This window comes from Legionella drancourtii LLAP12, assembly GCF_000162755.2.
In the GTDB taxonomy this organism is placed as follows: domain Bacteria; phylum Pseudomonadota; class Gammaproteobacteria; order Legionellales; family Legionellaceae; genus Legionella; species Legionella drancourtii.
The window spans coordinates 1-15,620 of the sequence record NZ_JH413806.1 but is presented as its reverse complement, the minus strand read 5'-3'; the positions used below and the strand labels follow the sequence as shown (position 1 = coordinate 15,620).

Genomic DNA, 15,620 nt, shown 5'->3' with positions numbered 1-15,620 from the left:
GTGTGTCAATTTGCTTGACCACGTCATTTTGCTGTGGCTCATAATTGAACTGAGCAAAATTTATTTAAACACCTTAATTCCCAATCATCAGATAGTTCTCTTCATTACAGAGCAAGTTATACTCAATTACGGCCTGGTTTTTCCTTTATTTTGTTTTACACTGCCACTCATTATCACAAAAAATAACAGCGCCTTTCAGGCACTTAAACAAACATACCCCCTAGTCCGTAACAATGGATTCACTATTATTGTCTGCACTATACTTATGGTATTAATTATTTCTATTAGCGCATTACCGCTTGGAATTGGCCTTATCTGGACATTGCCTATGGGATTTATAGTCATAGGAATCTTATTTAGAAATGCGACAGGGTTGAGGCCGATGTCTTCCAGAAATGCTACCCAAATGGTTTCACTAACCTGATGATAATGGGAGGTTATCTTAAGTGGATTGACTGTTGCTAACTATTTAAGCTACATGTTCTTTTAGTGTAGATGTGCTAACTTATCAATTATTTTGACCCAAGCCCTTTTGTTCCATGCTCTGAAGCTAATCTTTGGTATCTTCGGCGCATTTCACAAACAAACATTCCCTCGTCAATTTAAATTTTTTGATTAGGGTGTGTTGGCAATTACCCCCCCTAATTTTCAGTCAAAAAATAAACACGATTTGTTTGCTATCAATAATTATTGTGATATCTTTTTGCGCGAATAAGTGTATTAAATGGATTTATGTATGGAAATATCATCAGCAAAACCTGCATCTCTCCTTTCGATCTAATATTCGAAATAGCTATTTTTATCTTAATGGAGAAGTAATATATGAAAAAATTAGCAATCCTGATTTCTTCTATGGTCCTAGCAGCAAATACCTTTGCGTTCACACTACAGCATAAGCACAAAAATGATCGCTTGCATATGGCAAAGGCAACACAGATTAATGAATCCGAAGATTTCTCTGGAATCTGGATAGGTAATTGCGACGATGAAGACGTTGAGCTCACTATCACACAGAATGACAAAAAAATTACTCTTGCATATCCAGAAGACGAATCCTCAACTTTCGAGCTTAATAACTTAGTATCTCACAATAACAGTACCCCTTCTTTTAGCGAATCAAGCATGCAACATGCTGCTATTTTTGGTAATCGGTTAAATCTTATATTCCAGGGAATAACTACTGGGTACGATTCAGGCTCTTATAATACCCTAGGAAGTGTCTATATGAACGTATGGATTACTAAAGATGGAGATACCCTCACGATTGAAGATATGTATGATGAATCCGAATCCTGTGTATTAAAAAAGAGCAATTAATTGCTCGTTCAGTGCTGGCTATAACCAGCACTATTAAATTTATTGATAATAGATAGGTACTAATTGCTACTACACTTTAGCCCAGTTCTTTCCGAACGAAATCATGTATAGACGGACTTAATTTTCTTAGGCCAAAGTCATTTAAATGATTTCCATCGCGTAAATACAAATATTTGTGCATATCAATTTCACCACATTGTTCATTACAAAATGTTTTCCCTGGATTAAAAACCGCTACGTCAGGATATGATTTTAAGACCTTCATGAGTGGCTTATTTTGTAAATCAAACTGCTGTTTTGAGGTAGTACAAACCGGAGGAAATTTTATATTCCAAACGGGGAAATTTCTTTGATAACAACTACTTGGAACTTCAGGAACATCCAAAGCAACTATAATTTTCTTATGTGAATCACATAGATAATTTAATGTATTATTTAAAGCTTCCTCTAATGAAATTTGCTTATTATTAGCTTTTAGAATTAACCCCTGTCTATATTGATTATAAAAAGCATTAATAATAATTAGTTTAATATTTGAATCTTCTTTAACATAATGCAGGTAATTATTAGTCAGCGGTTGGCACCCAATACTTTGTCCATTATTTTGAAAAACCTCCACATCAATCAAAGGTGGACAAGTTCCTCTACCAATATTAATTAGCTTCATTTCTTTATAATCGGATAAAGACCAATAAAGCCTATTTGCATGTGAATCACCAAGAACAGCTATATTTGCTTTTTCATTTAGAACATTAGAAAGATAAAAATCACGTTCTTTAACTACAGAGACCTGGTGATAAATTTTACTCGTCTCATACCCAGATAAAACCTGTGGCTTATCTGTCCATGCTTTTTGTTTTGCAGCTAATATGGTTCTAAATGGATAACCCTCGCTTTTATAAGTAATAAGCCCCACAAATGCCACTATAATACTAGCAAAAACCAATTGCGTTGTTTTATTTTTCTGCGCGTATCGGATAGGTTTTTCAATCAACTTATAAGTAAGCCATGCTAATAAAATAGAACTTAAAACAGCTAGAAGCCGAACCATACGGCTAGCATCGTTACCATTATTAATGGTATGGATAAAAGAAAGAACGGGCCAATGCCATAAATACAATGGAAAACTAATTAATCCAAACCAAACAAGAATCTTATTGGAAAAAATATTCTTATTTAACCATGCTTGCGATCCTGCCCCAATGATCATTGCCGCACCCAGCGTTGGAAACAAAGCCCAAACACCAGGAAAACCTCGTTCTTTTGAAATAAATAGAAACCCAAATACAATCAGCCCCAGTCCAAGGAACGAAATAAAACTATGAACATAAGGAAAATTAATCTCTGTTTTTAGTTTTAAAACCGGTTTAATATTAAAGCCATATAATTTTTGGTACGCCAGAACTACACCAATTAATAACTCCCAGAAACGAGTTTGTGGTGAAAAAAATGCGCCCACACTATCCTTATGTATCCCGATTAAATTTAATACAAAAGAAATAACAAATAAAAAAAGGATAGGAATGAGCGGACTCAAGCGCTGCTTCCAACAAAACCACAATAAAAATGGACAAATAATATAAAACTGTTCCTCAATACCTAAACTCCATAAGTGCAATAAAGGTTTAGATTCCGCAGAATTATCAAAATAACCACTTTCTTGCCATAAAAGAAAATTGGAAAGAAACCCACTTCCACCAACAATATGTTTTCCCAACTGCTGGTATTCATCACTATATAACCCAATCCAACCAAATAGAAAGCAGGCAACTAATACTAAAAAAAGCGCGGGGAAAATTCGTTTAATACGACGACTATAGAACTCAAGAAAACTAAAGCTGTCATTCTGCATATTCTGCAAAATAACTGTAGAAATTAAAAAACCTGAAATTACAAAAAAAATATCTACACCAATAAAGCCACCTTTTATTTGCAAAGGAGATGCATGGTAGGCAACTACAGCAAGAACTGCCAGCGCTCTTAAACCATCAATATCAGACCGATACTTAAGATTACTATAACTAGATGTTTTTAGATTCATTTTCTCTTAGTTAAATCCATTTTGTTGGACAATTGATGTACCCATAAAATGGGTGGGATGTTGACTTTAAATGACGATGTTGTCAATAAAAAATAGGCTTAGTTGCCAAACACCTACTTTTAGCTTTGGTTAAAAAGGGAGGGTTTACATCATAGCATCATAAACATTATCTTAGCGCTGCAAACGTTTTTGAATTCCCCTTCGCTAAAACGTAATTTTGATTCAAACTGAGTGCTGGATAAGTCAATCCCTCGCTCTTCCGGATAAAAGCCATTCGCGGAAGTCACCAATTTAAGTGACCTAGTCCGCAAAGTCATAAACAAAAATCTGATAATAACCTTGGGTATTGGAACGCCAGACACGGCCTAAAGGGTCGGGCCATTGAAAACCTTGCTCATGATGTTACGCAATTTGGGTTGCTCCAATTGACTCTAAAAGCAGTTTTATCACATTTAGTTTACCAATGAAAAATTATTTTTTAATATTTTTAAACCATCCAAAAAAGAAAAAAGATCTTTTTAAATCGTTTATTCTAACCTTTGTTTTATTAATAAGACATGCCTTATATATGACATCATAATATGAACCTCCATTAACTTCGGCGGCTATATAATCACAATCATCCTCTTTAAATTTAATCCAGGAAGTTTCTGCTTTTCTTAGATACTTAGAGGGTTTATTATTGAAATAACTTTTATACAAATCATTTAATTCTCGGTCGTATAAAACCAACTCTTCATCTAAACAATGTTTAAAATTTTCCACATTACCAATAAATTTGCAATTGCCATTATATTGATATTTTTCAGCATGTAGACTTGTAGCAATAGAAAAAAAAACCACTAAAAAATATGTTTTATAGAATTTCATTTTAATAACCTCTCTCGTTTTAATAAATTAGCTTCATTATTAACTCTATCTTTATAATACCCCTTGGGCACATCATAATTTCTTAAATGATTTTCAGCTTCCATCCAGTTATTTTTTAAAGCAGCATTATAGAAGTTTTTAGACACCGCCTTATTCGGCATACCAGGACCTTGATGGAATGTTCTTGAGAATAAAATCGTTTGTTGAGCAGGTGTTAAATCTTTAAACTGTGGTGTATTTTCTAATTTACGTGTATTCCAACTCTTAATAGCTGCTTTAAGGATTGCTCCTTTCGCTGCAAAATCAATTAAATTAGCGTCTTCAACACTAATTACAAGCTGATTTGCTAAAGGAAGTAACGTTTTTGCACATTTTTTTGTTGCCTTCACAAAAGGTAATAATTTCTCTTCAAGCTCTCTTGGAAAACCAAAATTTTTGATTTCATAGTTGTCATGTTGACCAATATCAAATCCTGTGGCAATTGTTATTCCACTATTATCAATAACGTCTCCATTTTTACGCATTGGTAGGTAAGCCTCTAGTCTTTGACCTCCTTCATAGCCAGATAATGCAGAAAAAATAACTTTTGTTTCATATTTTGAATTCAATGTTTCCCAAACATTTTGCACGCTATTTTTTAACATTAAAGGTACATTCTCATCAATTAACATACCTTTTCCAATATCTATTCTCTCCGAATCACCATAGATTTGACCAACATATCCTTGAAATGCCGCACCAGAAAGCAAAATATTATCATTCTTATTATTTACTAAATTAGAGTTTTGCTCATGACTGCTATAACCGCCACTATCATCTAATTGCCGCGCCAGATAATTATTAAAGCCTTGTTTTAGACCATCCATCTCAATTAAATTACCTGCAAAAGACAAGTCTTCAATTGATTGTGCTGGATTATCATGCGGTGCAAAAAGATGGTCCATTGCCTCTTTGATACCCGTTCCGATATCAGTTAACATCTCACCTACATGACTTACGGCATTACCTACTGCGGAGCCTAGATTATCTACGAGTACTTGGGTGGCATTAAAATGCCCTCCTGTGGTTGCCGATTGCGCCCCAGCACCAGCAAGTGCTTGGAATTCTGAGCGCAGGATGCCGGTGTTATGGTCTAGTTTTCCTAATTTATCATTTACTTTTTTACCCAAATGACCACCAAGCACCCCGCCGGTGATTCCGGACACACCCAGTTCCGTCCAGTCAAAATGTTGGTGTTTTCTAAAGGCTACGTTGACGGCTTGGCTTGCGGCGTTTTGTTCTAACATTTCAGCGGCAGTGGCCGAGGTTAAATTGCTCAAAACTGTGTTGGTTTAGGGTATTCGTCATCTTTTGGAAGGCGGTGACATTGTTTAACGCATGCCCCACACCGGCTGTGGCGGCGGTAGCAAGCCCGGTAAGCAGAGCACCGCTAACATCCACCCCGTGTTGCATGCCCAATGCGCTCGCCACACCTTGACTGGCAATGCTGCCCACAAAACCTGCCGAAAATCCTGCGGCAAGACTCCCGGCCGTACTGGCAAGACTCCCGGCCGTACTGGCAAGGCCTCCGGCAAGAACGGTGCTGCCGGCGGAAAACAGGGAGCCGGTAATGCCTGCGGCCATACCAATTGCACCGGCTGTTAAAACAGTCGCCACCACGGCGACTACAGCCACAATAATTTTCGACCAAATACTGTGGTGTTTGGGTTTAGGGGGCAATGGCGTTGGCATAGCCGCCGTAGCACGGGTATCACCAATCAGGTGATTGGCGTTAAGCACCTTATGCGTGCCATTGGTATGGTGTTGCCCCGTTCCGCCGGGGGGAATAGTCAGGCGTTGACCAATGTGTAATGCCCCTTCATGGCCAGCCATCGCTTTACGGTCGGCAATGCCATTCGCATCGGCAATGAGGTACCACAGACTGCTGTCACCATAGACTTGCAAAGCAATGTGTTCCAACGAATCGCCGGCTTGCAGGGTGTACGTGCCTAAATTGTCTTGCGGTACCTCGGGTAACGTGCCATCCGCCACATCGCCAGGCTGGCGTTGAAATTGCGCCGCGATTTTTTGCTGATGGACGACCCGGCTTTGCAGCTCGCTCGACGTGGGTTTCCATTTAAATTGACTGCCGCTGGGGGTAAAACCACCGTAAATGGTTAAGTGCTGCGTACCTGAATTGTCTAAACGCAGGTCGCCTATGGTTTTGCCGGCTACCGTGAGGTAGCCCGTACGGCCGTCTTTATCCCTACGCGCACGCGTACCCTCCAGAGAGCTACTTAAGTAGTTAATGTTATTGGAACGATTATTCTCATCGACAGAAGCATCAACTGACGCTTCTAAAAGACCGTCTTTTTGATTATATATCCGCGTGCTGCTGCCATGCGTTGGGTTCAACTTATAAGCCTCGATGGTCACCTCATCACCTTGTTGTTGGTAGCTATCCCACAATTCATAGGTGTATTTATGCGTGATGGTCGCACCTTCTTTGCGACCTTTACCGCCTTTAAGCTCCATAATCCAGGAGGTGGTATTCCCGACGTTATCGTACTCATAACGGCTACTGGAAGCAACGTTCGTCCCTGCCCCTTCATAGGTATTTTGCACCATCAACACCCCATTGACATAAAACAGCTCATTGCGCTGGGCAACCTGATTACGTTCATTAAAGGAACTCTCCAACGTGACCCGCCCCGCATCATCATACGATTTGTATTGAAGGTTGCGTTTGTTTTTTTGAATTAATTCCAGTTGATTGTCGTTGTTGTACCCATAATCGTACTTTTGTAAGAAACCCTCTTCGTATTGTTCCGCATGAACAATATTACCCGCAGCATCGTACTCTAAACTACTGCCTTGGCTCGCCGTAACAACGATGTTCCCATTCACCAATTGACCTTTGTTCGTCGTCATCCGATTGTTTTCGTCGTACAGGTAATAATCCGCACTGGTCGACGCCGCATGACTGCGGTAGCGGGCGCTGACTTGGGTATGGCGAATGTTTCCGACCTTGTCGTACGCGTAGTCTACCGATAAAAGGCTCTTGTCCTCCTCAGGAAAACGGGTATCCTCATCATTCGGATTACGACGACGCACCTGGGTTAAACGGCCTAAATCATCGTAGTGGTAATAATCCATTTCACGAATCCAGCCGTCGTTAATGTCCCCCGCGCGACTGGATGTTTTACTCAGCATTTGCCCTTCGGCATCGTACGTGTAATTGACAATTTCATTACGCCCCTCATCCGCATATTGAATCAGCTGACCATCGCCCTGGTAATAATAACGTATGCTTTTGCCCGAACTGGAGTATTCGTGAAGTAACAAACCATTGGTGTTGTATTCATAGGCGGTTACGTGATTGCCCAAATCAGTGTGGCTAACTAAACGCCCATCGGCGTCGTACGCCCAAGACTGTTGCGTTCCTAAAGCATCGGTTTCTTTGATTTTACGACCCGCATCATCGTAGTCGTAATAGGTTTGATAACCCCGTGCATCCTGGCGACGGATTTGATTCCCTAAGCTGTCGTAAGCAAACGTGGTCGTATCCCCCGTACCATTTCTTTGTTGTAGGAGTTGCCCTGCCTCATCATAGACGTAATCTTGGTGCGTGCGCGGCGTGACCACCTTCACTAGACGATTTGCCGCATCGTAGGTGTAACTGGTTTTGCCGTGCAATTCGTTAATGCTGTAATCTAACTGATTTAATAAATTGTAGTGCTTGCTCCGGGTGATTTTTTTGGCATCGGTTTCACTAATCAGGTGCCCTGCCGCGTCATAGGCCTTCGTCGCCAGATGCTCATTGGCATCAATCATCGCAATGACGCGCCCTAATTCATCATAGGCGTACTGGTTGGTGGGTTTGATGCGCAAGCGTTGACCGCGCTCATCCATGTACGTGACTTCAGGCAACTCCTGGCGCTCCACCTCATTAAACGCCGTGTATTCATACAGCGTTTGTTTCCCTAACGCATTGGTGTAGCTTAACATGTTGCCCCAACGGTCCACCGTTTGAAATTGTTTGGACGAAGCAGAATAATTGTCCTGGGTGTAGCTGTTGTATTCTTTGCTCTGAATCAGTAAACGACCCAGCGCATCATAGGTGTTATTCTGGCGCTGTACTTTCATGCGCCAAGCGTCTTGCTCAAAATTAGTTTGGTACTCATCAAACACATTGGTGGAGAGGTCAATGCCCGTCTCTTGGTGTAGGAGTACATAACCATTGGTTGAGGTGATAATTTGCGTGACCTGGTCCGTTAAATCATAAATATAAATCTGATAATAACCTTGCGTGTTGGAACGCCAGACGCGCCCCAGGTGGTCGTAATCCACATGCACGGTGTAGTGGCCATTAACGCCTTTATCCGTAACTTCACCAAAATAGTGTAGCGAGCCTCTTCCGTCTTCACGCCGTTATTTTTAAAAGTAGTCGTTTGCAGTAAATGGCCTTCACTGTCGTAGGTGTACCGCTTGTCCTGAATGAGCTGACTTTTATCGGCGTTCGTTAACGTTTGAAAACTGCGCGCCAGATTGCCCTTCGCATCGTAACTGTAAAAAACCGTGTGCTGCATGCCATCGGTTTCGCTTAAGAGAAGTCCCTGCGCATCGAATTGGGAACTCGTAACGATGTCCAGCGTACTTGCCCCATTGACCAGGTACTGTTCTTTATCCGCATGGTGCGCACCATTCGCCCATTGATGGGTTTCAACAAGATTACCCAGGGCGTCGTAGCTGTAGGTCGTGGCCGCGCGACCCTCTTGGGTTTGCGGGCCAACTTTGGCAATTAATTGCCCTAAAGCGTCGTAATAGCAATAGGCCGAATTGCCTTGCGCATCCACCGTTTCAGTTAAATGGCCCAAGGCATCGTAACTGTAGGTCGTTGTAAGGTCACGAAGGCTCGTTTCCAGCTGATGATTCACAATGCGTGATACCCGCACTTGCTTTAAGGTTTTGCTCGTGACTTGCCCCAGGGCATCGTAGGTGAACGTTACCGTGCGGTCTTTAGCGTGTGCTTGGGGACCACGGTAGGTGAAGGCATCATGGAATTCACTACGCAAAGCGTATTCGGTCAGGCTTTGGGTCTCCCCAAACGCATTCAACGAGTAGGTCGTTAAATAGCCTTCCGCATCAATCATGGCTGTTTGATGCCCGTCTTTATCGTAGTAAAATGTCGTGGTCGGCCACTGAGCGACGTTATCCTCCTCATTAAGACGCGTCATTACCTGAATCACCTCGCCAAAGGCATTATAGACTTTTCTCGTAGTGGGCGCTTGCATACTGTATTCTTTGCTTTTTGCAGTGTACGTGCGCACCGCATCACGGGTGCTTTCAATCACCTGGTCGTCTAAATCATAGTCAAACCACTCATGACGGTCATACGTACTGCCACGGTGTGCTTGCTCAATCTCCTTGGTACTGTAGGCGCTGTCTTGAGCTAAAATTACCGGCGTGTTGTAGCGTGTTTTTGCGATTAAACGCCCAAAAGCATCGTAGTCACATTGGGTTAACCCGCCACGCGTGTCAACGCTGTAGCGTAAATGCCCTTGGCTATCATAGGCAAAATGCGACCAATTGCCCGCTTTGTCACTGGACGCAATCACCTCACCAAAACCATTATAGCGCAGCGCTTCGCTTAACGTTTGCGTGTATTCCTGGCGTTGATTCGACGCGGCATGGAGGGCATTGTTGATGTTTACCTCGGGGTAAATAGTCTTAATGCGCCGATTCATCGCATCGTAGTGATAAAGGCGGGTTTGTTTGATGCCGGTGGCATCACGAATTTCCTGCACCACATTGCCAAAACTGTCGTATTCAATTTGGGTGATGATGGGGCGCTCTTGCCCTGTTTTGCCAGTCAGTACGCGAACCGTTGGCGAGGTTGTTTCGATGAGTTGGTTGACTTCATCGTAACGATAAGTCCAAACGGCCTGGTTGGCCTGGATTTTATGAAGGACGTTGCCATGGGCATCGTACTCATAATCGGTTGTGGCGTGCACGGCATTCGTTTCGCGGAGCAAGCGTCCTGTCGCATCGTAATCGTAGGTACTGCTGCGTGCGCCTGGGTCCTGTTCGAGTTGTTGACGCAGTTCATCAAGGCCGTATAATGCGCTGCGCACCCGTTGTTGGTGGGTGATTTGCGCGCGCACATTGCCTACGTCATCGTAACGACGTTCCACAACCTGCCCTTCGGCGCTGAGGCGATAAACTTCACGGCCAGCAGTATCGTAGACAAAGGTGTTGGTGCGGTCTTGGGCGCTGGGCTGCACGTCGCTTAAGTTCATGCAGGCTAGTAGCGTCGCATTGGCTAATACCGCATAACGCGTGCAGGAAATCACTTGGTTTAGCGCGTTGTATTGATAGGATTTGGCCACACCCCGGAGGCTTAGTTCCAAACGTAAACGCCCAGCCTGGTCGTAGGCGTAACGGGTGGTTTTGTCTTGGGCGGCATTAGAAATGAGATTCTTGGCAATCTGCTCTAATGTTGTTCCTTCTTTGAGATTAATTGGCGTGGCATATTGAATACGTGTTACTAATTGGCCACTGTTGTCATAACGTGATTCAGTAACACAGGCATTGGTGTCGCATTGAAAGCGCTGTTGGTTTAGGCCATCGTAAGCAAAATAATCATAGCGTGCGCCCTCAGTATCCGGTGAAATCTTCTCACCCCGTTTTAAAGCATCTAAGGAAACTGGCTTGCTGCACCTAATTGTTTTTATAATATTATTATTACCGTCGTATTCATATAAGGTGGCAAATCCTAAAGCATCATAAGTACACGTTATTCGTTCCGCATTATCAAAGTTACGAAAAAAATATTGGTCATGTAGGCTGTCTTTAATGAGCGTTTTTTTTAAATTTTCTTCGCTATAGTGCCCTAAAGGTGCAATCCGATTCGCATAAGTGATGGTTTGCACTTCATTACCATTAGCGCTGTAAATGTGCTCCGTCACCACACCACGAGCATTAATTTGATAACGGCATTGGTTATTGACATCATAAATATAATGCGTACTGTGCTGATTGGCATCGGTTTGGCAAATCAGATTGTCATTGGCATCGTATTGATAACGGGTAGTTAACTGCAAACCATCCGGGTCGATGATGGTCGCACTGCGTCGGCCTAAACCATCCCATTCGTAGGCAACGACCTTATTGGCGCCGTGGCTATTTAATTCGCTTTGGCGTAGAAGCAAGCCGCGCGCATCATAGGTAAATTGCGTGACTAGATTTAAGCCATTAGGGTCAACACAGGATTTAATTAAACGACCGGCATCATCATACGTAAACTGTTTGATGCGATTATTCTCGGTGACTTGTAATTGACGGCCAATGGCATCATATTGGTAACGTATAATGATTTTAAGCCCATCTGGGTCGACTGTTTTTGTGAGTACATGGCCCTGCGCATCATACGTGTAGGCAATCGTATGCCCTCCGGCATCTTCTTGCCAAAGCAATTGTCCGGCCTCATCGTAATGGTATTCTTTAAAGCTATTCTCGGGTGAGTCCACACGAATGAGCAATCCGCGTTCATCATAGTGAAATTCAGTGGTGTTTTTATTCGCATCGGTGAATGCAATTTTATCGCCGAAGGCATTAAATTGAGTAACTACCTCCGTTTTAATTAACGGATTTGTCACCGTAAGTATATTGTTTTGATCGTTATAACTATATTTTTTGATTTCTTTTTGTAGATTATCTGTTTCACTCAATACACGCCCAAAGGCATCATAGGTGATTTTTTTAAATTGATTACTGGCATTGATAATAAGGATTTGTTCACCGCGTTTATTTAGTCGATAGTTGATTGCGGCCTGACGCCCATCAATACGTGAGGTCACCCAACCAAAAGCATCGTATTTAAACGAGGTATGTCGATTCAAACCACCCACGTCATCCACTTGGTCGATTAACAATCCACGCCGGTCATAGTCATAAGCGGTTACTTGATGACGCGAGGCATCAATGCTTTGTGTACTGAACGTTAATTCCCCAAAAGCATTGTATTCGGAGGTCACCAAGCCCTGAGAGCCGGTATATTGAGCAATCACCTGACCAATACTGTTGTATTCATAACGGATGGTTTCATCAAAGCGACTGTCTTTTAAGGCGGCCATCCGCGCGCTAAGGTCTTGGGTGGTTAACACCGCAAGGTTATTTTTTAAAAACGCGCTGTATTTGCACACCGATTCAACTTGATTCAAGGCATTGTATTGAGTTTCCACCACCGCGCCATGGGCATTAACGGTGTACTGCAATTGCTGATGTTCATTGTAAAAATAACGGGTAGTATGGTGTAGGGCATCGGTTTTAGTGGATAACAATCCATTCTGTTCATAGGTGTAGTGAATACTGTGTTGCTGCCACAAGGCTTCAATCTGCTCAGCGGTTAAGTTCGGTGCCTTAAGTTTGGCACAACCTAATTCATCCAATTCCTGAATCACCCGCCCTAAGGCATCGTAGCGCAGCTGTTGTTGACGTAGCGTGTGCGTGTGCTCATCGAAGCGACTTTTTAAAATCAGTTGCCCCATCGCATCATAAGCATACGTAGTAATAAGGCCACTTTGGGTGCGCTCTTGGCGCAGCTGGCCTAAATCAGTGTACTCATAGGTTGTTTTATGGTCATTGGTGTCTGCTTTAGGGCGAATGAGTTCCAGGGTTGTCTGCTCCTTGATGGGCGCGGTAATTTTATGCGCGTAGGCAATGCGTTCTTGCAGCAAGCCCCGGACATCGTAGCGATATTCAATCAGGTAACCTTCACCATCAATAGCCGCAATTTTTAAACCGTGCGCATCGTACAAACTGTAGGTATGAAGGTCGCTTGCTTTGGCGGCGGGTTTGTCCTGTGCCCATTCGCCACTTAAAGCCGCCGAGGCTGCATTCACATAGCGAATGGTTTCAATAACCTGTCCCAAAGAGTTATAACGGTATTCGGTGGCATGGCCTTCGGCATTAATTTCAGCATGCACCCGCCCAACCACATCATAGTAATAGCGAATCTGACGGTCTTTCGCGTCGGTCTGCAGAGGAATGGCCGCAAAGGACAACACGGTGTCCGGGTGATAATTGGCTAAGCGCGTGGCATAGGCCGTTTTAGACAAAACATGGCCTTCGGCATCGTAGGTATAACCAATCACCGCGCCTTGGGCATCCAGGGTGTACGCCACTTGATTGTATTGATTGTAAATGGTTTGACTAATGGCGTCTTGGCTACTGACTTGCGGGGTAATGGCGGCGAAGGTAGGCCAATGGGTCAACCAACCTTGCGTGGTGATGCGCTGAGCGTATTGATGGGTTTGAATGAGTAATCCATCCTCATTGTAACGGTATTCGGTCATTTGCCCTTGGGCATTGACCTTAGCCAGTACTCGGCCTTGGGCATCATAGAAGAAATAGCTGCTTAAACCATCCACCCCGGTTTCAGCAATCAGACGCCCGGCCGCATCGTAGTGGTATTGCGTGCTGCCATAGTCATGGTGCGCATCCAAACGCAGTGTGGTGAGCAGCAAACCGCTGCGGTCATACAGCCTCAAGGTTTGTAACCCGTTGGCCTCGGTGTGTAGGATGCGTTGATGGGCATCGTCGTAGTCAATCCGTTGACTGTTGTGGTGGTTATCCAGGGTTTGTATCAAACGGCCTAAGTCATCATAGAGGTACTGGGTCGTACTCCACCCCTCGGCGGTGAGGACACTTTGTTCACGCAGGCGACCTGCCGCATCATAACGGGTGCGCGTGTGCGTCGCATGCCCCTCGTCAATACCCACCCCGTGTGCATCCACCGCACGGTAGTGAATTTCCTCGCTTAATTGCCCACGCCAATCGTACCAATAATCAATAAGACTTACCTGTTGTGGGTTTTGTTGGCTTGCCCAGTGCGTCAGGGTTGCTTCATCGAGCACGTCTTCTGCCGGTTCATAATGCGCCTGGAAATAACAACGGCGACTCATCAGCTGACCCTCCGTGGTGTAACGATATTCGGTGACCGTGCCATCCGCCGCAAGGGCAAACCGCAAATGGCCGCGCGCATCATAAGCATAGCGCGTGGTTTTGGGATGAATCGGATGGTGTTCCCCATCAAAGGATTGGTATTTGGTTTCAGCCAGCACGTGGTGCTCGGCATCATAGCGGCGCTGTGTGATTTGTCCGTTGGGTTCTTCCGCGTAGAGGCAATCACCCGTGTCATTGTAACGGTAACGCCAGACTTGATTGCCCTGGGTAATCTGGCTTAATTGTGTGCCTTCGTAAACGTAGCGAATACGGTAGTGCTCGGGGCCATCAATACCCGTTAGGCGGTTTTGCGCATCATAAAAATAAATCCAGGACTCGCCCAAACTATTGCTTAGGGTGGTTTGACCTTCGCCATAGGTGTAGGTACTGATGCGCCCCTCGCCATCAATCAGTTGTTTGACCCGCCCCTCTACATCGTACTCAATGTGCATGTGGGTGCCATCGGCTTGGGTGATGTCGCTGATGAGGTTGGAATCCCCTGCGTAATCGTAGGTTATCCAATAGCTTTTGCCATGGCCTAAGTCGCGACTTACTCGCTGTAAACGCTGATGTTCATCGTACTCATAATGCAGGTGGTGAATGATTTGCCCATCACTAGCGGTAGTCACCTCCGTTAACAGGCCATTGGCAAAGGACCAGGTGATGGTCTGTTTGTCGCCCGCATCGCGGATACTCGTGAGCTGGCCATTCGTGTAGTGAAAGGATAAGCTATGGCCGTCTTGGTCGCGCAATGCAGTTAACTGCCCCTGCGCCGTATATTGATAGATTGTTGGCGTACTGCCGTCGCGATACGTCCAACTGTTGTTTTGAAACACCAGGCGGGCGGTGCCACCCTCTTCCGGACGGTACGCCTGGCTTGCCGCATCCCAGGTAAAACGCGAACGATGGCCATCTTCCATCACCCGTATCACATAGGAGCCTTCGTGATTGGCCTCGCCATAAAATTCCAGACGTGACTGCACGTTAAAGACCCAGGAACCACCGCCCTCACCACGTGAGTTGTAGGTTTGGAATAAATCAAAACCCAACCCCATATCGGCTAAAAAGCCATCGGCCTGGCGTAGAATTAAATTGCCATTCGCGGCATTCACATAAACCGATTCACCGCCCTGGCCTAAGGCCGCACTGCCTTTCGCGCCGTAACTGCCTAAACCTATTGATGAGTTGTAAATGCCTAATCCTGAGCCGGTAACTGTCTGGGTCATCATGCGTCCTAATGCGTGGTATTTTTTGTTTTAGGACAATCAAACATTGTGTAGTCTGGTTGTCTTGCCGTGTTTATTTTTTAAAGCGCCTTAATTCATCACCGTTAAGTGCAAGGTAACAACATCGGATGAACCTCCAGGTATATTTTTAATAATCAGCTCAACAGCAATATCTGAATCAG

6 protein-coding genes are annotated in these 15,620 nt (G+C 44.0%); 1 reads left to right on the top strand and 5 read right to left on the bottom strand.

Annotated features, from left to right (window positions below; all coding sequences use genetic code 11):
- Nucleotides 1-822: 822 nt before the first annotated feature.
- Complete coding sequence (locus LDG_RS03920) at nucleotides 823-1,317, top strand: hypothetical protein (protein WP_006869854.1); 495 nt, start codon at nucleotides 823-825, stop codon at nucleotides 1,315-1,317.
- Between the two features lie 76 nt (nucleotides 1,318-1,393).
- Here LDG_RS03920 and LDG_RS03915 read toward each other — a convergent pair whose 3' ends face one another.
- The 5 genes from LDG_RS03915 to LDG_RS03895 form a co-directional block, all read right to left on the bottom strand.
- Nucleotides 1,394-3,358 carry an acyltransferase family protein gene (locus LDG_RS03915; RefSeq protein ID WP_006869853.1) on the bottom strand — a complete coding sequence of 655 codons (1,965 nt, stop codon included), beginning with the start codon at nucleotides 3,356-3,358 and terminating at the stop codon, nucleotides 1,394-1,396.
- Nucleotides 3,359-3,829: 471 nt separating this feature from the next.
- Nucleotides 3,830-4,228 (bottom strand): lysozyme inhibitor LprI family protein, encoded by a 399-nt coding sequence (locus tag LDG_RS18385; protein ID WP_006869852.1) that lies wholly within the window; start codon nucleotides 4,226-4,228, stop codon nucleotides 3,830-3,832.
- Entirely contained in the window at nucleotides 4,225-5,514 is a 1,290-nt protein-coding gene (locus tag LDG_RS18380; protein WP_050805515.1) for a pesticin C-terminus-like muramidase, read from the bottom strand. The genes LDG_RS18385 and LDG_RS18380 overlap by 4 nt, the downstream gene beginning before the upstream one ends.
- Nucleotide 5,515: 1 nt before the next feature.
- Nucleotides 5,516-8,563, bottom strand: a complete 3,048-nt coding sequence (locus tag LDG_RS03900) for a LysM peptidoglycan-binding domain-containing protein (protein ID WP_148263499.1) — start codon at nucleotides 8,561-8,563, stop codon at nucleotides 5,516-5,518.
- Entirely contained in the window at nucleotides 8,482-15,441 is a 6,960-nt protein-coding gene (locus tag LDG_RS03895; RefSeq protein ID WP_083821379.1) for an RHS repeat domain-containing protein, read from the bottom strand. Before LDG_RS03895 ends, LDG_RS03900 begins: the two co-directional genes overlap by 82 nt.
- Nucleotides 15,442-15,620: the final 179 nt, after the last annotated feature.